The 22,243-nt window shown below is 61.7% G+C and carries 18 protein-coding genes and 1 tRNA gene; 14 read left to right on the top strand and 5 right to left on the bottom strand.

Annotated elements, in window-relative coordinates:
- Positions 1 to 3: 3 nt before the first annotated feature.
- Positions 4 to 77: transfer RNA gene (locus FYB92_RS07140), tRNA-Pro, on the top strand.
- Between the two features lie 84 nt (positions 78 to 161).
- Here FYB92_RS07140 and FYB92_RS07145 read toward each other — a convergent pair.
- The 3 genes from FYB92_RS07145 to FYB92_RS07155 all read right to left on the bottom strand — a co-directional run bounded on the left by FYB92_RS07145 (position 162) and on the right by FYB92_RS07155 (position 4,466).
- Positions 162 to 1,301, bottom strand: coding sequence for an AI-2E family transporter (locus FYB92_RS07145; protein ID WP_003620793.1), 1,140 nt, complete (start codon positions 1,299 to 1,301; stop codon positions 162 to 164).
- Between the two features lie 60 nt (positions 1,302 to 1,361).
- The gene (locus tag FYB92_RS07150) at positions 1,362 to 3,431 is read right to left on the bottom strand and encodes a S9 family peptidase (protein WP_247066668.1); all 2,070 of its coding nucleotides are present in this window, start codon (positions 3,429 to 3,431) and stop codon (positions 1,362 to 1,364) included.
- A gap of 165 nt (positions 3,432 to 3,596) precedes the next feature.
- A complete protein-coding gene (locus tag FYB92_RS07155) occupies positions 3,597 to 4,466 on the bottom strand; it encodes an NUDIX hydrolase family protein (protein ID WP_075625063.1) in 870 nt (289 codons plus the stop codon).
- Positions 4,467 to 4,635: 169 nt separating this feature from the next.
- Between FYB92_RS07155 and FYB92_RS07160 the strand changes: the two genes are divergently transcribed.
- From FYB92_RS07160 to fusA, 4 genes are all read left to right on the top strand, one after another.
- On the top strand, positions 4,636 to 6,474 hold the full coding sequence (locus tag FYB92_RS07160) for an ABC transporter ATP-binding protein/permease (protein ID WP_332828399.1): 1,839 nt from the start codon (positions 4,636 to 4,638) through the stop codon (positions 6,472 to 6,474).
- A 143-nt stretch (positions 6,475 to 6,617) separates the two neighbouring features.
- Complete coding sequence (locus tag FYB92_RS07165; protein WP_075595082.1) at positions 6,618 to 6,911, top strand: hypothetical protein; 294 nt, start codon at positions 6,618 to 6,620, stop codon at positions 6,909 to 6,911.
- 201 nt (positions 6,912 to 7,112) lie between these two features.
- Positions 7,113 to 7,415: a 50S ribosomal protein L28 gene (gene rpmB / locus FYB92_RS07170; RefSeq protein WP_003620780.1), complete on the top strand. Its 303-nt coding sequence runs from the start codon at positions 7,113 to 7,115 to the stop codon at positions 7,413 to 7,415.
- A 206-nt stretch (positions 7,416 to 7,621) separates the two neighbouring features.
- The gene (fusA, locus tag FYB92_RS07175; protein ID WP_003620779.1) at positions 7,622 to 9,709 is read left to right on the top strand and encodes an elongation factor G; all 2,088 of its coding nucleotides are present in this window, start codon (positions 7,622 to 7,624) and stop codon (positions 9,707 to 9,709) included.
- A 486-nt stretch (positions 9,710 to 10,195) separates the two neighbouring features.
- Here fusA and FYB92_RS07180 read toward each other — a convergent pair whose 3' ends face one another.
- Positions 10,196 to 11,032, bottom strand: a complete 837-nt coding sequence (locus FYB92_RS07180; protein ID WP_332828400.1) for an MBL fold metallo-hydrolase — start codon at positions 11,030 to 11,032, stop codon at positions 10,196 to 10,198.
- Positions 11,033 to 11,035: 3 nt separating this feature from the next.
- Positions 11,036 to 13,837 (bottom strand): phosphoenolpyruvate carboxylase, encoded by a 2,802-nt coding sequence (locus FYB92_RS07185; protein ID WP_332828401.1) that lies wholly within the window; start codon positions 13,835 to 13,837, stop codon positions 11,036 to 11,038.
- Between the two features lie 151 nt (positions 13,838 to 13,988).
- Here FYB92_RS07185 and FYB92_RS07190 point away from each other — a divergent pair, with 151 nt between their 5' ends.
- The 9 genes from FYB92_RS07190 (at position 13,989) to FYB92_RS07230 (ending at position 22,017) form a co-directional block, all read left to right on the top strand.
- A complete protein-coding gene (locus tag FYB92_RS07190; RefSeq protein ID WP_003620773.1) occupies positions 13,989 to 15,284 on the top strand; it encodes a DUF445 domain-containing protein in 1,296 nt (431 codons plus the stop codon).
- 122 nt (positions 15,285 to 15,406) lie between these two features.
- Positions 15,407 to 15,865: an SUF system Fe-S cluster assembly regulator gene (locus FYB92_RS07195; RefSeq protein ID WP_003620771.1), complete on the top strand. Its 459-nt coding sequence runs from the start codon at positions 15,407 to 15,409 to the stop codon at positions 15,863 to 15,865.
- Between the two features lie 18 nt (positions 15,866 to 15,883).
- A complete protein-coding gene (sufB, locus tag FYB92_RS07200) occupies positions 15,884 to 17,374 on the top strand; it encodes a Fe-S cluster assembly protein SufB (RefSeq protein ID WP_332828402.1) in 1,491 nt (496 codons plus the stop codon).
- A gap of 17 nt (positions 17,375 to 17,391) precedes the next feature.
- Complete coding sequence (gene sufC / locus FYB92_RS07205) at positions 17,392 to 18,165, top strand: Fe-S cluster assembly ATPase SufC (protein ID WP_003620767.1); 774 nt, start codon at positions 17,392 to 17,394, stop codon at positions 18,163 to 18,165.
- Positions 18,162 to 19,430: a Fe-S cluster assembly protein SufD gene (gene sufD, locus FYB92_RS07210; RefSeq protein WP_332828403.1), complete on the top strand. Its 1,269-nt coding sequence runs from the start codon at positions 18,162 to 18,164 to the stop codon at positions 19,428 to 19,430. Before sufC ends, sufD begins: the two co-directional genes overlap by 4 nt.
- A complete protein-coding gene (locus tag FYB92_RS07215) occupies positions 19,430 to 20,680 on the top strand; it encodes a cysteine desulfurase (RefSeq protein ID WP_075632499.1) in 1,251 nt (416 codons plus the stop codon). The genes sufD and FYB92_RS07215 overlap by 1 nt, the downstream gene beginning before the upstream one ends.
- A gap of 24 nt (positions 20,681 to 20,704) precedes the next feature.
- Positions 20,705 to 21,133, top strand: coding sequence for a Fe-S cluster assembly sulfur transfer protein SufU (gene sufU, locus FYB92_RS07220; RefSeq protein ID WP_062809076.1), 429 nt, complete (start codon positions 20,705 to 20,707; stop codon positions 21,131 to 21,133).
- Positions 21,134 to 21,139: 6 nt separating this feature from the next.
- On the top strand, positions 21,140 to 21,607 hold the full coding sequence (locus FYB92_RS07225) for an SUF system Fe-S cluster assembly protein (protein ID WP_003620760.1): 468 nt from the start codon (positions 21,140 to 21,142) through the stop codon (positions 21,605 to 21,607).
- 17 nt (positions 21,608 to 21,624) lie between these two features.
- A complete protein-coding gene (locus FYB92_RS07230) occupies positions 21,625 to 22,017 on the top strand; it encodes an iron-sulfur cluster assembly accessory protein (protein WP_003620759.1) in 393 nt (130 codons plus the stop codon).
- Positions 22,018 to 22,243 lie beyond the last annotated feature (226 nt).

Genomic DNA, 22,243 nt, shown 5'->3' on the forward strand with positions numbered 1-22,243 from the left:
AGGCGGGCAGTAGCGCAGCCTGGTAGCGCATCAGTCTGGGGGACTGGGGGTCGTGGGTTCGAATCCCGCCTGCCCGATATCCCTGTCTGCGATAAAAATCCTTAAAATATAGACTGTTCCGTGCCCTGATCTGGGGCACGTCAATGTGCATATGTCCGCGATCAGTCGCGTACCCGTGTCCAGTTGCGCCACAACATGTGCAGTACCGCCATGATGGCCGGTCCCACGAACAGGCCCAGCAGGTTCCAGCTTTCCGCCCCACCCAGAATGCCCGTCAGCACCCACAGGAACGGCAGTTGCGTCGATCCCCCAATCAGGGCCGGGCGGACAAGATGGTCGGCCAGGAAGATGACCGCCAGCCCGACCAGCATGATGACAATCGCGATCACCGCGCTGCCTTTGATCAGTAACAGGGTGGAGACGATGCCAATCGCGATCATGGCGCAGAATGGGATCATGGCCGCCACCGCGGTTACGACCCCGAACAGGAACGCATGGGGCGCCCCGGCGATCAGATAGGCAAGGCCCATCACCACGCCTTCGCCCATACCCACCAGCACAAGCCCGGCCACGGTCCCGTGGATGGAGGCGATGATCTGCAATGCGATCCGCTCCCCTCGCTTGCCAAAGGCGCGGCGTGAAACCACCAGGCACTGGCGGATCACGGCGTCCCCGTCCTTCAGCAGGAAAAACAGCGTCAGGATAGAAAAGATGAACAGGATGCCCCGATGCGCAAGCTGGGTGCCGACCTGCTGCGTCATCTTGACGCTCTGCCCGATGCGCAATGATCCCAGCAGGGCGGAGAAATCATCAGGGTCCTGCAGGTGACTTTCCCACCATGCCCGCAATCCCTGCGCACCGATGGGCAGATGGTCAATCCATTGTGGCACCGGCATGCCGGACTGGCGCGCGTTGTTCAGCAGGTGCAGCACGCCTTCGGCGTCGCGCGCGGCCTCCAGCCCGAACAGGGTAACAGGCACAAGGAAAATAAGGGCGATGCCCAGGGTAAAGGCCGCAGGTAGCAGCAGTTGGTGTGTCGCGGCATGCCAGCGTGTGCGCGCCCGGACATAGAGCGGCCATGACGCGATGGCAAAGATGCCGCCCCAGATCAGGGACGGCAGGAAACCACGGACCGTGTACAACGCCATGACGACGAAAAACAGCGCCAGCAGGCCGCGCGCGACCCGTTGCGCGCGCTGTGTCTCCCGAAAGGAGCGAAAGGCCCGCAACGATTGTCCGTTTCCCTCAAAACCGGGTTCCGGGACATGGGACTCGGCGCCAGCGTTCTTGTGGTCCGGCATGGTTATCCTTGTGATGGGGCGCGCCCGGATGGAACCGGGCGGCGATGTAATGGAACGGGCTCAGGCGGTTTCGATGGCCCAGATGGCAAAGGCATGTATCAGGGCCGCATCGCGCAGGGAATCGAAACGACCTGTCGCACCCCGATGTCCCGCCTCCATATTTGTGCGTAACATGACCGGGCGCGATGACAGCGTATTTTCACGCAGGCGCGCCACCCATTTTGCAGGCTCCCAATATGTCACGCGTGGGTCCGTCAGTCCCCCCATCGCCAGAATGGCGGGATAGGCGCGTGGCCGCACCTGCTCATAGGCGGCATAGCTTTCAATCAGGTCGTACGCCGCCGCATCCTCCAGCGGATTGCCCCATTCGGGCCATTCCGGCGGTGTCAGCGGCAGGGAAGCATCCGACATGGTGTTGAGTTCATCGACGAACGGTACGACCGCGACGATCCCCGCGAACAGGTCGGGGCGCATGTTCGCAATCGCGCCCATGACCATCCCCCCCGCGGAACGCCCGTCAGCGACGATGCGGCCCGCCGTTCCAAAGCCGCGTGCCACCAGATGTTCGGCGCAGGCGATGAAGTCGGTGAAGCTGTTTGGTTTGTTGGCGCCGCGTCCACCAAGGAACCAGTTCCATCCTTTTTCCGAACCGCCACGCACATGGGCGATGGCGTAAAACCACCCCCGATCCACCAGACTGAGCACACGGGTGGAAAAGTCGGGTTCGATCGCGTGGCCGTAAGACCCATATCCATAGAGCAGCAGCGGTGCGGAGCCATCGCAGGGTGCGTCATTGCGGCCCAGCACGGTAATGGGCACGTCCTGCCCATCGGGCGCACGCGCCATCAGCCGCCAGCAACGATAATCGGCAGGGTCATGGCCGGAAGGGACATCCTGCTGCTTGATCAGGGTGTGTGTGCGTTGCGCCATGTCATAGGTAAACCATTGCCGTGGCGTCGTGGGTGACTGATAGATGTAGCGCAGCGCCACCGTGTCATATTCATACCCCCCGCACAGGGAAAGGTCATAGGCTGCCTCACGCGGTTCAAGCGCGTGGCGGTCCCCGGTGCGGGTCTGCATGACGATGCGGCAGTTGGCGTCGTGGCGTTCGCGCCAGACCAGCCAGTTGGCAAAGGTCATGCATTCGGTGATGTAATGGCCGGGTTCATGTGCTACCAGCGCGCGCCAGTTGGCCCGCGCCGGTGCATCCTGCGGGGCAAGCATCAGCGTGAAATCCACCGCCCCATCCGCATTGGTCAGCACGACGAAATCCGTGCCCCAGTGATGCAGCCCGTACATCACGCCCGTACGGCGTGGTTCCACGCAGGTGGGGGCCGCATCGGGTGTTGCCGCCGGGATCAGCCATGTTTCGGACGTATCATGGTTCCCCGCCGTGATGATGATCCATTGCCCTGATCGCGTGGCCTCCACTCCGACAAAAAATCCCGCATCCTGTTCTTCATAAACAAGGGTGTCGGTATCGGACCCGACCGCCCGGCGATAGACGCGTGCCGGGCGCCCATGGTCATCGCGCCAGATCCAGAACAGGTGGCGCGCATCGGGGGAGAATGTGAATGCACCGCTGCAATTATCGATGGGGGCGCCAAGCATCTGCCCACTGGCGATGTCCTTGATGCGCACGCGATAGATTTCGGACCCCTGCGTATCCTCGGCATATGCGAACAGCCGGTGGTCAGGGCTGTGGATGGCGGTGGCGACGGCGAAATAGTCGTGCGTGGCGGCACATGCATTCATGTCCAGCAGCACCTGTTCATGCTGCGGTGCATCGGTGCGATGGCGGGTGTAGACGGGGTATTGCGCGCCCCTGTCGTAACGGACGCCATAGGACCATGGCCCATGTGGCTGTGGGGGATAGGACTCGACCTCCTGCATCCGGCCCTTCATTTCCGCGACCAGGGTGGCCTGCAGGTCCTGCGTGCCGGACAGGATGTCAGCGGTATAGGCATTTTCCGCCCGCAGATGCGTTGCGATATCCTCGCGCAGGAGGGAGGGATCGCGCAGCACCTCCTGCCAGTTATCGTCCTTCATCCATGCATATTCATCCACCCGCACGCGGCCGAGCTGTTCCATGCGGTGGGGGATCTTGCGCGCGACGGGGGGCGTGGTCATGGGCATCGGTCCTGTAATATTCGGTGGCGGGTTGCCCGCCATGGCGGCATGTCCCGCGTGAAATGGCAATAACGAATGGCGGAAATGATCGTGGCAACGATCATGGCGGCCTTCATGGCGCGGGAGTCATGGCAATGACGTGCAAGGCGGGGCAGGGAGGCCCCGTCAGGTGTGCGGTGGCGGCGCAGGTGGCGCAAAGAACCGCCAGCCATCAAGCCCCGCGCGCAGGCGCTGCCCCCCGGCGGAGGTGGCGTCGATCAGGCCGGTGCGCAGGAACAGGTCGATCAGGACAAGGTTGACGTTGAACTTGAAGGCATCGGTGTCACGCACCAGGCGGAATGCCTCCGAAAGCGGGATCAGGGTGAATTCCTCCACCTCCCCATCGGCGGGGCGGGGAATGAACGTCTCTGGCAGGAGCAGTTCGAAACAATGCAGGATATCGCGACGCAGCCCTTCTGGCCGGTCAAGGGCATAGCGTATGTTTACTGTCGGTGTTGCATGCGCCAGCAGGTCGGCAGGCAGGCTGGCTTCCTCCGCCGCTTCCTTTACCAGCGCCCCGGCAGGCGTATGCCCCGCGGGGATGCCGCCTGCAACAAGATGGTCCAGCTTGCCCGGGTCGAGCCGCTTTGTCATCGAGCGGCGCGCGATCCACAGGTGCAGTCCCTGCGCGCGCCGCACCAGACCGTTGAGATGTACGCCCTGCGCCATCAGCCCGAACAGAGGCAGCGCGCCACGGTCGATCCGCGCAACGGGCGGCAGGTCCATGTCGGTGCGGACATCGAACAGTTCATGGTGGGAGCGGTAGATCCCCTGTCGGGCCATGTCCTGGGCAATATGTTCCAGGCGTGCGGGATCAGGCAGGGTCACGATCCCATCGGCATGCGTCATGCCATGATCCACCAGCACAGGCAGCAGTTCTGGCGCGACCCATCCAGCAGCCGCCGTGCCCAGGTGGAAGGCAAGGCGCCGCCCCGGCAGGGTTGCGGTATTGCACGCGGCAATGTGGCGGAAAAAGGGATTCAGGTCGGTGGACATGGAACCATCATTTCATATTGGGGCCCCGTTGCCATAACGGCTGGCCCAGGGAGTGACAATCCCTTACCCCCTGCGCCCGTCCCGAGCGTTAGCCGTCCCGACCATGCCCTGGTCGCGGTGGTGTCGAATATGGCTTGCAAATCAGTCAGGGCATGTCACATCCGAAGGTATGACTGCTTCCCGTGCCACGGACCATCGTGCGTCCGATACCGAAACCTCTGCGCTCAAGACCCTGCATGCCCTGCTGCCCTATCTGTGGCCCCCCGGTGAACCGGGCGTGCGCCTGCGGGTGGTGGGGGTGTGCGTGCTGCTGGTGATGGCGAAGGTCGCGACGATCTGTGTGCCCTATCTCTACAGCCGGGTGATCGATGCGCTGCATCCGGGGCCTTCGGCGGGGATGCTGCCATTGCTGCTGATCGTGGCCTATGGGGGGCTGCGTATGCTGGCGGCAGGGTTGGGGGAACTGCGTGACGCGCTGTTCGCGCCCCTGCGCTTTCGTATCAGCCGTGTCGCCGCGGTGCGCAGTTTCGAACATATGCACCAGCTTTCGCTGCGCTTTCACCTCAACCGGCAGTCCGGCAGCGTCACCCGCGCCATCGCACGCGGGACGGAGGCGATCGAGACGCTGTTGCGGGTGGGCGTGTTCAACGTGGTGCCCACCCTGATCGAGGCATTGATGGTCATTGTCGTCATCTGGCGACTGTTCGACTGGCGTTATGCAGTGGTCATGCTGGTGGCGGTCATGGCGTATGTGGGCTTTACGGTGTCCTTTACATCATGGCGGATCGGGCTGCGTCGCCGCATGAACGAAATCAATAGCGAGGCAAGCTGGAAGGCGCTCGACAGCCTGCTTAATTACGAGACGGTCAAGTATTTCGGCAATGAGGCACATGAACGCACGCGTTACGAGGATGCGCAGATCCGTTATGAAAAGGCGGCGATCCGCACGCAGCTTTCCCTTAACGGGCTGAATTTCGGGCAGGCGGCAATCATCGCCGTGGCCCTGATCGCGGTCATGCTGATGGCTGCGCGCGATGTGGAGGCGGGACGGCTGAGTGTCGGGCATTTCGTGCTGGTCAATACCTACCTGATGCAGCTTTACCTGCCGCTGAACTTCCTGGGCAGTGTCTATTCCTCCCTGCGCAACTCTCTGGTGGATCTTGAACATATGTTCGCGCTGCTTGATGAACGCTCCGATGTGGTGGATCGTCCCGGCGCACGCCTGCTGCCCGCGCGACTGGATGAGGCCCCGGCGGCGGATGTCCGCTTTCGCCATGTAAGATTTGGCTATCGCGCCGGGCGTGAAATCCTGCATGACATCAGTTTCCACGTTCGCGCAGGCAGCCGTGTCGCCATTGTCGGGCCGACAGGGGCGGGAAAGTCCACCATCAGCCGCCTGCTGTTCCGCTTTTATGATGTGGATGCCGGCGCGATCGAGGTGGATGGCCACGATATCCGCGATTATTCGCAATCCGCCCTGCGTGCCGCCATCGGGGTCGTGCCACAGGACACGATCCTGTTTAACGACACCATCGGCTATAACATCGCCTATGGCTGCCTTGGCGCGACGCAGGCACAGATCGAGGAGGCGGCACGGCTTGCGCGGATCCATGACTTCATCGCCTCGCTGCCTGATGGCTATGCCACGCGGGTGGGCGAACGCGGGCTGAAGCTGTCGGGCGGGGAGAAGCAGAGGGTGGCAATCGCGCGCACCATCCTGAAGAACCCGCGTATCCTGCTGCTGGACGAGGCGACAAGCGCGCTGGACACGCGTACGGAACATGAAATCCAGTCCGCCCTGCGCACGGTTGCGGCGCACCGGACCACCATCATCATCGCCCACAGGCTGTCGACCGTGATCGACGCGGATGAAATCCTCGTGATGGACAAAGGGGAAATCCGCGAACGGGGCGATCATCGCGCCCTGCTTGCGCGTGGGGGGCTGTATGCCGGGATGTGGGCCGCACAGGCCGAAGAAAACGCAAAGGCGTATATGGTGCAGGACTGATGCCATGGGCGGGCCTGTCCATTATGGGGCGGGTCATGCATCCGTGCCCGCCGGTGGGCGCATGGGGCCACCCTCTGGTCAGCGGCGTGGGCAGGGTCCATATGAAGGACACGAACTGACAGCCGGAAGGGAGTTTTCCTGAAATGACGGATACAAAGAACACGCCCCATGACGCAGGTGCCGCAGGTGCCGGGCAGGATGGCGGCATTCCCGCAGAACTGAGCCATTGCGGCGCCGTTGTGGACAAGGCGATCGAATACATGCTGGGCGAGAACCTGCCCCCGCTCGCCGTTTCGTCGGCGTTGCTGGGCGGTGCGCTGGGGCTGCTGTCACGCACCATGGGCAAGGACGCCATGCAGGCGATGCTTGAAAACGCGCTGCACAGCGTCCAGGCAGGTGAACTGCACCCCGAACATGACCGCGTGGGCAAGAACTGACACATGGTTTCTGGCGCTACCGACCCAGCGAATCAGGGAGGCGCAGGGGTAAAAAACCCTGTTTTCAGACAAAAAACGCCGAATCATGGCATATCCGTCTTGACGGATTGCGGTGGTTTGGCGATAAGCCGCGCCTAATCTAGACGATCCTTAAGCCGGGCATTAGTGCCTCGGCCCCAGTCTTATCCGAGGATGATACTTATGTCTCGCCGTTGCCAGATCACGGGCAAAGGCGTGCTGACCGGAAACAACGTCAGCCACGCCAATAACAAGTCCCGCCGCCGTTTCCTCCCGAACCTGCAGGAAACATCGCTCCTGTCCGACATCCTGGGAGCGCCGGTGCGTCTGCGCCTGAGCACCAACGGGATCCGCACGGTCGAGCATAATGGCGGTCTGGACGCATTCCTGCTGTCCACGCCCAACCGGAAGCTGACGCCAGAGGCGATGACCGTAAAGCGTCGTATCCTGCGCGTGCAGGTCCGCAAGGCCGCGGCCGCGGCCTGAAGGCGGCATGCCCCGCATCCCGCGCCCTGAATGGCGTGGGGTGGGGCGTGGCGTAAAGGCCTGGCCGATGTCAGGCCCGTTATTCCGTCGTGCCGGTCTGCATCGTCCAGCCATCGCGGTTTTGGGGCGGGAGCAGCTCACGGTCCCGGCAGGCGCGAAGGGAATCCCGTCCGTTCGCGCCCACGTTGTCTTGTGGAGGTTCTCCCGTGTCCGACAAGTCTGATCTGTCCCTGATTCGCAATATCGGTATTACCGCGCATATCGATGCCGGTAAGACCACGACGACCGAGCGCATCCTGTATTACACCGGTGTGTCGCACAAGATCGGTGAAGTCCATGAGGGCAATACCACCACCGATTACATGGCGCAGGAGCGTGAGCGCGGCATTACCATCACGTCCGCTGCCGTGACGTGCGAGTGGGAAGGCCATCGCATCAACATCATCGACACCCCGGGCCACATTGACTTCAACATCGAAGTCAACCGCTCGCTGCGTGTGCTCGATGGCGCGGTGTTCATCATCGAGGGCGTCGCCGGCGTGCAGCCGCAGTCGGAAACCAACTGGCGTCTGGCCGACCGCTATAACGTTCCGCGCATCATCTTCATCAACAAGCTTGACCGCACCGGCGCCGATTTCTATCGCGCGTTCGACACGCTGAAGGAAAAGCTGGACATCGTCGCGATTCCGCTTCAGCTGCCGATCGGCGTGGAAGAGAATTTCATTGGTGTCGTTGACCTGATCGAGATGAAGGCCATCGTCTGGGAAGGCGGCGAACTCGGCGCGAAATTCCATGACGAGGAAATCCCCGCCGACCTGCTGGAAAAGGCGAAGGAAGCCCGTCAGAACCTGCTCGACACCGCGCTGGCCGTTGATGACGCCGCGATGGAAGAATATTTCGACAAGGGTGACGTTGATGTCGCGACGCTGAAGCGCTGCATCAAGAAGGGCACCATTTCTGGTGAATTCCGCCCGGTCCTGTGCGGCACGGCGTTCAAGAACAAGGGCGTCCAGCCGCTGCTTGACGCGGTTATCGACTTCCTGCCCGCGCCTGACGATGTGGCGGGTATCCGCATCGCCCCGCCCGAGGACGAGGAAGTTGACGAAAACAAGCTGCCGATCATCCCGGTCGATCCCGACGGGAAGTTCGCGGGCCTGGCGTTCAAGATCATCAACGACAAGTACGGCACGCTGACATTCGTGCGTGTCTATCGTGGCGTGCTGCGCACTGGTGACACCGTGCTGAACACCACGAAGGGCCATAAGGAACGTATCGGCCGTATCTTCCAGATGCACGCTGACAAGCGTGAGGAACTCAAGGAAGTGCATGCCGGTGACATCGCGGCGTTCGTCGGCCTGAAGGACACCCAGACGGGTGATACCCTTGCCGATGCTGCTGACCCGGTGATCCTGGAGCGCATGACCTTCCCGGTTCCCGTCATCGACATCTCTGTCGAGCCGAAGACGAAGGACGCGGTGGAAAAGATGACGCTGGCGCTGCAGAAGCTGTCCGGTGAAGATCCCTCCCTGCGCCTGAAGACCGATCAGGAAACCGGCCAGACGATTCTGTCGGGCATGGGTGAACTGCATCTCGACATCATCATCGACCGTCTGCGTCGTGAATATGGCGTGGATGCGAACATCGGCGCGCCGCAGGTTGCGTATCGTGAAACGATTTCGCAGGCGCATACCGAAACCTATACCCACAAGAAACAGTCGGGTGGTTCGGGCCAGTTCGCGGAAGTGAAGATCGAGTTCGCACCGGTTGAGCGTAACGAAGGTATTTCGTTCGAAAACAAGGTTGTCGGTGGTTCCGTGCCGCGTGAATACATCCCGGCGGTCGAAAAGGGCATCACCATGCAGGCCAGCACGGGCGTGCTGGCTGGCTTCCCGACGGTGGACTTCAAGTTCACGCTGCTGGACGGGAAGTACCATGACGTTGACTCGTCCGCGCTGGCGTTTGAAATCGCGGCAAAGGCCTGCTTCCGTGAAGGCATGAAGAAGGCCGGTCCGGTCATCCTTGAGCCGATCATGGACGTGGAAATCACCACCCCGAACGATCATGTCGGTGACGTGGTTGGGGATCTGAACCGTCGTCGTGGCATGATCCAGAATCAGGAAAGCTCGGGCTCGACCGTCATGGTGCGCGCGCTGGTGCCCTTGAAGGAAATGTTCGGCTACATCTCTCACCTGCGTTCGATGACCAAGGGTCGTGCATCCTTCACGATGCAGTTCCATCACTATGATCCGGTGCCGCGCAACGTGGCAGAGGAAATCATGTCCAAGTCCGCCTGATCCAGGGGCGACAGGACAGACAGGAACAGGCCAGCCTCCTTTGGGGGCTGGCCTTTTTCTTTTTGGCAGGGAAGATGCTGGTGGCAGTCCGTTTCAAAGCGTGGAACGGGCATTGCCTGTCATTTGTCAAAAGGTTCGGGGTTTTGGGACCCGAAGGGTAACGCCATTTCTGGGATTTTGAAGTTTTTCCAAATAATGCACTGATAAAGAAAGATAAAATATCTGGGGTAAGGCTTTGGTTTTTTAAAGGTGACGCCTTTTGTCGCCCGTCGGGTTGGGGCAGCGCCCCCTGATGGACAGGCAGAGGTGACGGATGGCCTTGCGGGCCGCGCTGCCCTTGTGGCTGCCGACATTGTCGGGTCGACGGGCAGGAGATTACAGGTCCGGCCTGTTCAAACCGTCTCTTATGTGGTCTGGGCCATGTTTTCGGCTGGCCTTTGCAAAGGATCAGGGTGGCCCATCGTCATGCGATGATGAGGCAAGGCGTCAGGACAGCGCCCAGCTATCACCCACCTGTATGGCGCGGCCATCGTCGCGCAGCTTTTCCAGATGTGCGCGCAGGTTGAGTAATGCCGCCCGCCGCAGGCCGGGGCGCAGGTGATGATAGGCGGCATCGACGATCTGGTCTGTCGTGCGTGGCTGTGCCAGCAACAGTGCCGCGATGCTTTCATGCCGCGACAGGCGGTGTCCAAGCAGCCCGCGCATGCAGGATTCCGGCTGTTCAATTACCGGCCCATGTGCCGAAAGCAGTAGGCGTGGCCGACGTTGCAGCAGGCGTTCCATACTGTCGAGGAACATTTGAACCGATCCATGCGGGGCAGGGGGGATCAGCGTTGTTGACCATCCCATCACATGGTCGCCCGTCAGGATGATGCCATCGGCGGTTTCCAGGCAGATGTGATCCGTCGCATGGCCGGGGGTGTGCAGGACCCGCAACCCCGCGACCATGTCCAGATCATGCAGCCCTATATCGGGTGTGAATGTTGGTTCGGCGCTGCTGTGCCAGGCATGGATGGGGGCGCCGGTGCGATGTGACAGCGGTGCAGCCCCGTCAAGGTGGTCGTGGTGCGTATGCGTCAGAAGGATATGCGTCAACGCCCGACCGTTGAGCGCATGCACCATCGCGTCAAGATGTCCTTCATCCGCAACCCCGGGGTCAATGACGGCGCATCCCCCCGCATGATCGACAATCCATGTGTTGGTCCCGTTTCCGGTCATGGGACCGGGATTGTTGGCCACCACGCGGCGGATCGCGGGTGTCGCCGCGATCGCCACGCCATAGGGCGGCGGTGCTTCCACCACGCGCCAGTCATATCGCGACATGGTTCAGCCAAAGGCCCCGACATGGTGCATTACGCCGGTGCTGATTTCGCGCACCAGTGTGAACAGCCGTTGCATCGGTTCGAAAATTTCCGTGTATTCGCGCATATACGTCCCTTCATCGCGGGGCCCGTGCGGTTCATGGAAATCCAGGTCGAAGCTGCGGTCCGCGTGATAGGGGAAGATATGCTCCAGCTCCTTCAGTACATCGGGGATTTCCAGGCACAGGACCTTCGCCGTCAGCACGTCGCGGGTGAACGCATTGCGCGGCGCAAAATACGGGATTCGTGTGGACAGCATCCATATCTGTTCAATGATGGCGATGCGGATGGCATGCAGCAGCATTTCATCCGCCTCCATCCGTGGTGCGCTGGGCCATGCGTTGCGTAACGCCAGATGGTCCGATTGCAGGCGGCGGAACATGGACTGCGTGCAGGCCCAGAAATCCAGCCGTTCCAGCCCGTGCATCAGCGTCAGGCACGCATCCTGCCGTTTCGGGTCGTGATGCGCCGTTGCGCGTTGCAACCACATGTCCGGGTCCAGCAGCCGGATTACACCACGCAGGACGCCGTCGCTGGAATGGGCCAGGCCATGGGCGGCGAAATCCAGCGCACGGCGAAAACGCGGGCTGTCGTTCAGGTAACGCTCGAACGTATCGGGATGACGCGCGGCCGCCGTGCCCAGCCCCTGCAACGTATTGGCGCACCAGCCAAGCTGCTGGAGGATGGCGTTGTTGGGGATGGCGCGCAACTGGCTGGGATGGCGGATGCGCGTGGTGATGGCGGCCGTATCGCTCTGCCGGGCGGAGGGGCGTGAACCCGTCTTGTCGATCAGAGACGGCCCGAACGCACCCAGCAGCGCGGCATAGCCTGGATCCTCCACCAGTCCTGTCATGCCGCGCGCGATGGCGGAAAAGAAGTCGGCAGAGAAATCGGGTTCGTCGTAAACCGGGTCTTCGTCGATGGAGGTCGTGGCAAAGGCGTGTTCCGCGATCACGCTGACGGTTGCATCCGCAAGGGGCTGCGTCCCGAACAGGAGGTAGCCATCCCCCCCCTGAAAGGCCGTTTCCTCGCGCAGGCGAATGCCTGCCTGCAGGAAACGCATGCGCGCATGCGGGGGGGAGAGATAGTCGAAACGTTCGGCAAGGCTGTAGGGATGTGCCCCGCGGCCGATGCTTTCCCCATGGGTGTCGAACAGGATGACTTCCACAAAGGCGAGGTCCCATTGCCGCAGAAGGTCGCAGACCTTCAGCCGCAGCCGTTCGATCAGGTAGGTCGCGGCAAGCTGTCCCACATAACGTCCCGAATCCGAAAAACCGAATTGCAGGCTCAGCTTGCGCGTACGATGCAGGTAGGCGCGCCAGTGCGGTGAATGCAGCGCTTCTTCGATCAGGTGTTCCCCCTGTTCCAGCGCGTCCTGCGTTTCAAACAGGGGGGAGATTTCGATCATGTCTTCCACGCCCAGCAGGCGCGCAAGCCACAGTGCCGTCAGCAGCGTATAGCCGGTTTCCGTTTCCGCGATCAGGAAACGGATGGGCGTGGTGCGGTCGATATGGTGCAGGATCTGGCGCACCGTCATCATCAGCCGCCCCGCCGTTGACTGTTCCACCAGCAGGGAGCCGAAATCAATGTCGATTGGCTGCGTCGTATCCAGCGCCTCGTCAATGCGTGCGATCAGGGCGCGACGCTGGGCATGGATATCGGGATTGTCGGTAATGCCCAGGCGCTGGCGGGCGACATTGTGTAATTGCGTGGAATTGAGGCGTACATGCGTATGCGCCGCCGACAGGCCATGGGCCATGAAACCCGCGCGTGCGACCGCCAGCGTCATCTTGTCGTCCGGCGTCGCGGCATCAATGGCTTCGGCAAAAGTGGGGGCGAGGTCGTTGCTGCTGGTCATGGCCTCTTCGCGGCGGCCGATCAGGACCGCGGCAAAATCGGCCACCGCCTGCGGGTCGGCACTGCCGGGGCATGCGGCGATCTGTGTCTCCACCGCCTGTATGGCGCGATTGACGCGTTCGTGCAGGTCATTGGGGACGGAGGCGACGGGGCCAATCTGTGCATTCAGGCGGGTTAACTGCATGTGCTTCATGCGCAGCCGCAGCCGCAGCGTGTCCCACCACCCGATATCGGTGCGTCCGTCCGTGTCGTATCCGACCCAGCTTGTCATGATAATGGGACGCGGCGCCAGCGTGGCCCACAGTTGCGGCCAGTGTGCCCGTGCCTCGGTCAGGAGAACCCGCGTCAGGCGATCGAGTGCATTGCGTCCGCGCAGGATCGCCTGCGTCGCCAGCGTGAATTCCTCATCCAGCGTCGGCGGCGCGGCGCGGCGATGCGTTATGAATGCCGGGACATCGGTCGGGGGCTGCTGCGGGTTTTGCGTCGCCATGTCGGCAAGGCAGTCATAGACGGGGCTGGCCAGCGCAAACGTGGGATGCGCGGTGAACACGGCGGCAAAGCGGCTGCGTTCGGTCGCGGCGCGGAACCGGGCGATGGGCACCGGGCTGTCATTTGGGTCGGGCTGCATGATGCGGCGCGCCACGTCACGCATGCGCTGGTCGATGACGGCATCATCCACCCCCCCGACATACGCGGCGATATGGCAGGCGCGGCGGGCGAACGCGGCGTCGCGCAGGCGGCGGACCCAGGCCTCCAGCGCGTCGGTCGACAGGCTGCCCCGGTCGATCTGCTGTCCGATGCTGCGTGCCAGCGTCATGACCGGGTTGTCGGAAAGGGCAGGGATCGCCACAAGTTCGCGGGCCTGCTGCTGCAGCATGTCTGTTGCATGAGGGGCAGAGGCCTGGGACATCAGAAGATCCTGTCTTGAAAATTGCATGATGTACCAACGTCCCATGTTCGCGGTCGCTTCGCAATCGCCACAAGGTTGTGTTCACGTGTATTTGGAGGTTCCCCACCACGACATCTTGGGTCTGGGGACACACAATGGTATCAAAAGGTTCATGAACGACATTCCACAAGCCGACAGGGATGCCTGGCGCGTCCTGCAACGTTACAAATGGTCGGCAACCGGGCTGCTCGTCGGGATGGCGGGCCTGACGGTCGCGGGCTATGCCCTGCCGGCATCGGGGGTGATGGCTGACCATGCATGGCTCGACGTCCTGCGTTCTGGGGCAAAGGCCGGGGTGGTCGGCGGGCTTGCGGACTGGTTTGCGGTCACGGCCCTGTTCCGCCGCCCCATGGGGCTGCCCATTCCCCATACTGCCATCCTGCCCGCGCAGCAGGAACGCCTGGCCCAGGCGCTCGGGCGGTTCGTTTCCACCAACGTCTTTACCGAAAAGGATGTGGCGGTGGCGATGCAGCGCATCGACCTGCCCAGCGTCATTGGCGACGTCCTGAAGGACCCGGAGACCATTTCCACCGTGAACCGCGCGGTTATCGGCGCGGTGCCGCACATGTTGGACCGGCTGGAGGACGGGCGGGCCAGCAATGCGATCTCCCGTCTGGTGCCCAGCCTGCTGGGGGGGGAGGAAATCGCCCCCATCATGATCCGCAGCATGCGTGCGCTGGTTGATGGGGACCGCCATCAGGAGGTGCTGTCCTTCCTGCTCATGCGGCTCAAGGACGGGTTGAAGTCCAAGGAACCCTCCCTGCGCAAGATGATCGAGGAGCGCGTGCGCGAACAGGGGGGGCGCATCCTGGGCTGGGCCATTGGTGGTTCCATCGCCACCAAGGTCCTGACCGCGGCGAGCGAGGAGCTGGACCGGGTTGACCCGCAGAACTCTGAGCTGCGCGAAGGATTTACCGCATGGGTCCGCTCAGAGATCGACCGGATCGAACAGGACCCCGAACGCCGCCGTGACCTGACGGGCACGATCATGGGCGTCCTGTCGCATGACAGCATCCGGGGATGGAGTGGGGATATCTGGCACCGTCTGCGGCAGGTGATCGAAACCGACATCGCCCGGGGGGAGGAGGGATGGACCGCATCCATCGTGCGTGACGCGTTGCAGCGTTTGTCAGAGCAGATGTACCATGATGCACAGATGCGTCAGCGCGTGAACAATGCGGCGCAGCGCATGGTCAACAGCAGCCTGCCGTTCCTGCGCGACAGCATGTCACGTTTTATTGCTTCGGTCGTTGCGGGGTGGGACGCGAACGCCTTGAGCGACCGGCTCGAACTGCGGGTCGGGCGCGATCTGCAGTATGTACGCTTCAACGGGACGCTGGTCGGGTTTCTGGCCGGATGCGGCCTGTCGGTGTTACTACAGCTTATATTCGGCACCGGTATCGGCTAGGAAAGTATCATGATGGTGCAAATGAACTTGACGAACCGCGGCAGGTGTCCCATCTGGAACTGAGTAAATCAGTACCAGTCTGGTCCATTTAACGTCGGACGTGACAGGTACGGGAGAGCAGGATGCTGAAACTTTCAAAACTGACCGATTATGCCGTCGTGGCCCTGGTCCGTCTTGGACAGAAAGAGGAAGTCACGACCTCTCCCGTGCTGTCGCGTTCCACCGGCATCCCGGAACCGACCATCGCCAAGGTGCTCAAGGTGCTGGCCGCGCAGGGGATCGTCATTTCACAGCGCGGGGCGCGCGGCGGGTATCGCCTTGCGCGTCCGCTGGCGCAGATTTCGGTTGCGGCCGTGATACAGGCGATCGACGGGCCGATCTCGCTGACGACCTGCGTGGATGGGGGGGAATGCGACGCACGGTCGAAATGCGGGCTGGTGGGGCAGTGGGATGCGGTCAACGGTGCGATCCTTGATGCGCTGTCGTCCATTTCATTGTCCGACATGCAGAACCATACAGTGACATCCCGGCGGGCCCCCGATGCCCCGTCCGCGGCCCTCGGCCCCCTGGCCACGGCCTGACAGGAGGAGTGAAGACACATGCCAGCAGTTGCCGAGACCCGCAAGACAGTCGAGACACTGGGCCAGAACACCTATAAATGGGGGTTCGAGACCGATATCGAGATGGATATCGCGCCAAAGGGCCTGAACGAAGACATCATCCGCCTGATCTCCACCCGCAAGAACGAGCCGGAATGGATGCTGGACTGGCGGCTGAAGGCCTATCATGCCTGGCTGCAGATGTCTGAGCCGACATGGGCGAAGGTCAGCCACCCGCCCATTGATTATCAGGACGTGCATTATTACGCCGCGCCGAAGAAGAAGCCGGGTCCGAAATCCCTGGACGAAGTCGATCCCGAACTGCTGCGCACCTATGAAAAGCTGGGTATTCCCCTGCATGAGCAGGCACTGCTTGCCGGCGTGGAAGTGCCCGAAGGGGAGGAGGCGCGCCCCTCCATCGCGGTGGATGCCGTATTCGACAGCGTGTCGGTCGCGACCACCTTTCGCAAGACCCTGTCCGAAGCGGGCGTGATCTTCTGCCCCATTTCAGAGGCCGTGCAGGAACATCCCGACCTGGTGCGCAAATACCTTGGCAGTGTCGTGCCGGTGACGGACAATTTCTATGCCGCGCTGAATGCCGCCGTCTTTACCGACGGGTCGTTCGTGTTCGTACCAAAGGGCGTGCGCTGCCCGATGGAGCTTTCGACCTATTTCCGTATCAATGCCCGCAATACCGGGCAGTTCGAACGCACCCTGATCGTGGTGGAGGACGGGGCGTCCGTTTCCTACCTTGAGGGCTGCACCGCGCCGATGCGTGATGAAAACCAGCTTCATGCCGCCGTGGTCGAACTGGTGGCGATGGAAGATGCGTCGATCAAGTATTCCACGGTCCAGAACTGGTATCCGGGGGACGAAAACGGGCGTGGCGGCATCTACAACTTCGTGACCAAGCGCGGCGCGTGCCGTGGCGCACGGTCCAAGATTTCGTGGACGCAGGTGGAAACCGGTTCCGCCATCACATGGAAATATCCGTCATGTATCCTCCAGGGCGAAGGATCGGTGGGGGAGTTCTATTCCGTGGCGGTGACCAATAACCACCAGCAGGCCGATACCGGCACGAAGATGATCCATATCGGGCGCAATACGCGTTCGACCATCATCGCCAAGACCATCAGTGCGGGACAGTCCGACAGTACCTATCGCGGGCTGGTGCGCATGATGCCCAAGGCATCGGGCGGGCGCAATTTCACGCAATGTGACAGCCTGCTGATCGGGGATCGCTGCGGGGCGCATACGGTGCCCTATATCGAAAATCGCAACATGTCCGCCAGCATCGAACATGAAGCAACCACATCCAAGATTTCCGAGGACCAGCTGTTCTACTGCCGCCAGCGCGGCCTGTCGGAAGAGGACGCCGTTGGCCTGATCGTCAACGGGTTCTGCAAGGATGTGCTTAAGGAACTGCCGATGGAATTCGCCGTGGAAGCACAAAAGCTTCTGCAGATCAGCCTTGAAGGCAGCGTCGGTTGAACAGGGATTATAGAGACGTGAGTAACGAATTTGTAAGGATCGACGGCCTGTGTGCCCGTATTTCGGATGCCGGGACGCCCAAGGAAATCCTGCGCGGTGTCGATCTGGAAATCCCCGCGGGCGAAGTCCATGCCATCATGGGGCCGAACGGGTCGGGCAAGTCCACGCTGTCCTATGTCCTTGCCGGACGTGAGGATTACGAGGTCACGGGCGGAAGCGCATCGTTCAAGGGACAGGATCTGCTGGCGCTGGAGCCAGAGGAACGCGCAGCCCTTGGCCTGTTCCTCGCGTTTCAGGCTCCGGTGGAACTGCCCGGTGTGAACAACGCCAATTTCCTGCGCACCGCCGTCAATGCCGTGCGCCGTGCCCGCGGGCAGGAGGAACTGGACGCGGTCGGTTTCCTCAAGGCCGTGCGCAAGGAGACAAAGCACCTGTCGATGTCCGACGACATGCTCAAGCGTAACGTCAATGTCGGGTTTTCCGGTGGGGAAAAGAAGCGCAACGAAGTGCTTCAGATGCGTATGCTCCAGCCGTCCTTCGCCATCCTTGACGAAACCGACAGCGGGCTGGACATCGACGCCCTGCGCATTGTGGCCGAGGGCGTGAATTCGCTGCGTTCCCCCGATTTTTCGGCGCTGGTCATCACCCATCACCAACGCCTGCTTGACTATATCGTCCCGGATCGCATCCATGTCATGGCCAAGGGGCGCATCATCCACAGCGGTGGTCCCGAACTGGCCCGCGAACTGGAGGCCCAGGGTTACGCCAAGTTCCTGGCGGAGGCGGCGTGAACGCCATCGCACCGGTCGGGATCAGTGCTGGCGCCTTCCTCGGCCGGGGAAAAGGGGATGGGCCGGAACGCCGTGCGGCGGCGGCCTTCCTGACGCAGGCGGGCCTGCCGCGTGCAGGCGTGGAGGCATGGAAATACACTTCCCTGCGTCATTTCGCGGATGTGCCCTATGCCACGCCCCCCGCGCAGGTTGATGCGGCGGAGGTCGCGCGCCTGCTGGCGACGGTGGAAACCGTGTCCGGGCTTGGCGCGGGGACATCGCGCATCGTCCTTGTCAACGGACGTTTCGATGCATCGCTGTCGCGACTGCCGCAGGGCGTACATGTCACGGCGTTCGCGGCTGACCCGGTTTTTGCCGACTGGATTGATCCCTGCGGCGACGTGGGTACCGCGCTGAATACCGTCATGGCGGATGACGGCGCGGTCGTGCGGGTGGATGCAGGCGTGGACGCGGGGGCGCTGCTGCTGGTCAGCATCGCGGTGGCGGGTGACGCCCCGATTTCGTTCCATCCGCGCCATCGCATCGACCTTGGCGCCGGTGCACGCCTTGCGATGCTGGAGGCCACGGTTGGCGTCGGGAACTACCTGCATAATCCTGTATTCGAGGTTCGGGTGACTGATGGCGCGCGTCTGACGCATGCCCGCCTGCAGGCCGAGGGGCAGCAGGCATCGCAGATCGCCGTGACCCATGCGCAGGTGGCGTCGGACGGGCTGTATGACAGTTTCAACCTGACCCTTGGCGCATTGCTCAGCCGGCATGAAGTGCATGCCACCCTGCTTGGCGAACGGGCCTGTGTGCATGTCAATGGCGCGCAACTGCTTGATGCGAAGCAGCATGGCGATCTGAGCAGCATCATTACCCATGCGGCCCCCAACTGTGTTTCGCGCCAGACGGTCAAGAACGTGCTGGCCGGTCATGCGCGCGGCGTGTTTCAGGGCAAGATTCATGTGGAGCGCATCGCCCAGAAGACCGATGGCTACCAGATGAACCAGGCGCTGTTGCTGTCGGATACGGCGGAAATCGACGCCAAGCCCGAACTTGAAATCTACGCCGATGACGTCAAGTGCAGCCACGGTGCGACCGTGGGCGCGATTGACCCGGAACAGCTTTTCTACCTGCGCAGCCGTGGCATTACGCTGTCGGATGCGCGTTCGATGCTGATCCGTGCCTTTTTGCATGACGTGGTGCACCTGCTGGAGGATACGCGCCTGCGGGACAGCCTCGACCTGGCGGTCGAGGCGTGGTGGAACCAGAGGAACGCGTGATGGACAGGACCCTGTCAAAGACGGTGGACCGGGCGGATGCCCTGCGTCACCTGCGGGCCGATTTCCCGATCCTGTCGCAGCAGGTGCATGGAAAGCCGCTCGTCTTCCTCGACAGTGCGGCATCGGCGCAGAAACCACGTCAGGTCATCGACGCGATGGCTGACACGATGCGCATGCAGTATGCGAACATCCATCGCGGGCTGTACTGGATGAGCGAGCGTACGACCGAGGCGTATGAGGCCGTGCGCGACCAGGTTGCGGCCTTTATCAATGCCGCCGGGCGCGAGGAAATCGTGTTCACCCGTAACAGCACGGAGGCCATCAACCTCGTCGCGCATTCCTATGGTTCGCTGCTCAAACCAGGGCAGGCGGTCGTGATTTCCGAAATGGAGCATCACGCCAATCTGGTGCCGTGGCAGATGTTGCGTGACCGTGCCGGCATCGAACTGCGTGTCGCTGCCGTGACCGATCGTGGCGAACTGGATATGGCGTCCCTGTCACGCACACTTGCCGATGGCAAGGTGGCGCTGGTGGCTGTCACCCATATGTCCAATGTGCTGGGTACCATTACCGATGCCCGCGCCATCGCGGACATGGCGCATGCAGCCGGTGCGCGTGTGTTGTTCGACGGCAGCCAGCTTGCGGTGCATCGCCGCGTTGATGTGCAGGCGCTTGACGCTGATTTCTATGTCGTGACGGGGCACAAGCTGTACGGGCCGACCGGGGTTGGTTTCCTGTGGGCGCGGCGTGAACTGCTGGAGGCTATGCCGCCCTTTATGGGGGGCGGGGACATGATTTCTTCCGTCACGTTCGAAAAATCGACATGGGCACCTGTCCCGCACAAGTTCGAAGCCGGAACCCCCGCGATTGTCGAGGTCATCGGCCTGGGTGCGGCGCTGTCCTATATTGATGCCATCGGGTTTGATGCCATTGGCGCGCATGAAGCCGCGCTGACGGATCACGCACTGGAACGGTTGGGCGTGGTGACAGGACTGAACTTCGTCGGTACGGCCCGGGACCGGGGGGGGGTCATTTCCTTTACGATGGATGATGTCCACCCCCATGACATCGCGACGCTGCTGGATCGCAATGGCATTGCCGTGCGTGCTGGTCATCACTGCGCCGAACCGCTGATGCGCCGCATGGGGCTGAGTGCTACGGCGCGTGCAAGTTTCGGGATCTATACCACGCGGGAGGAAATCGACTTCCTTGCGCGCACCCTTGAACAAATTCGCAAGTTCTTTGTGTAAGGGTGCGATGAGCAGGGGGGCGTGATGACGCAGGAGGATCTTTATCGTCGTCTGGTTGTCGAGCGTGCCCGCACCCCCATGTTCGGGGGAGAAGTCGAGGATGCGCAGATGCGTGGCGAAGGTACGAATCCATTATGTGGTGATCGGGTGCGTCTGACGGCGAGCATGACACCAGGGGGGCAGATTGCCGCCGTGCGTCATGAAACCCGTGGTTGCGCCATCTGTGCGGCATCAGCAGACCTGATGGCCGAACATGTGACCGGCCATGATCCCGCGTGGGTGGCGGAATTGGGCGCGGTGTTCGAGGCAATGTTGAAAACCGGGCACCCGGTCGAGGCGGCAGGGGATCTGGCGGTATTCGCCCCCCTGCACCAGTACCGTTCGCGCATCCGTTGCGCGACCCTGCCATGGACCGCACTGACCGCCATGCTGAATGATTTGAAAGACAGGTAAAGCGTCATGGAAGTGAAATCCGACGATACGCGATCCGTCCCCGAACGGGAAAAAACGCAGGACCCTGCGGCTTTCTCGCTGAAGGAAGACCATGCCCCGGCAGGGGAAGGGGAGGTCATGTCTGTCTGGACCCCTGATGGCGCGCAGCCTGTGGCGCGCACGACCGATGGCATGGCGTCGGAAGATGCGGTGATCGAGGCGATCGCAACTGTCTTTGACCCGGAAATCCCGGTCAATATCTATGAACTGGGGCTGATTTACGCCATCGACCTGCATGATGATGGTACCGTCAAGATTGAAATGACCCTGACGGCCCCCAATTGTCCAAGTGCGCAGGAGCTTCCTGCGCAGGTCAAGGAAGCGGTCGAAAAGATTGACGAGGTCAGCACCGCCACGGTCGAAATCGTGTGGGAGCCGCCATGGGACATGTCGCGTATGAGCGAGGATGCCCGCCTGACCCTGAACATGTTCTGATCCACGGGAATACAGCCATGACAACCCATACCGATCCCGCCCCTGCCACAACGGCCCCCACGACCGCTGCACGCCGTGAGCTGCCGCCCTTGATGACGCTGACGGATCGCGCGGCAAAACGCCTTGTTTCCCTTTACGCCAATGCCCATGCCGGGCAATTGCTGCGGATCGGCATTTCGACCAAAGGCTGCTCCGGTCATGCCTATGACATGTCATTCGTCAATGAGGCAGGACCAGGGGATGAAGTGGTCCGCGATCATGGTGTCACCCTGCTGGTGGATCGCAAGGCGACGTTGTTCCTGATCGGGTCGGTGATGGATTACGAGGTCAAGCAGCTTGAAGCGGGCTTCACATTTTCCAACCCCAATGAAAAAGGGCGTTGCGGTTGTGGTGAAAGCTTCCACGTCTAGAGATTGTTTGAAAACAACTCTTTGATAAAAAAGAAAAGTTTTTGGGTGCCGCCTTTTTTCGAAAAGGCGGCGTCTTCTGAAGTTTTTCAGAAAAAGCCTCACCAAAAAACCTTTATAATTTCAGGATGTTATTGAGACTCACTTTTCAAACAGTCTTCTGGGGGCTGTTTGGAAATGACCCGCCGATGAAAGAAGAAAAAGCTTCAGCCATCGGTGGCCTGTCAGA

The organism is Novacetimonas sp. GS1, assembly GCF_036686925.1.
Taxonomy (GTDB): Bacteria; Pseudomonadota; Alphaproteobacteria; order Acetobacterales; family Acetobacteraceae; genus Novacetimonas; species Novacetimonas hansenii.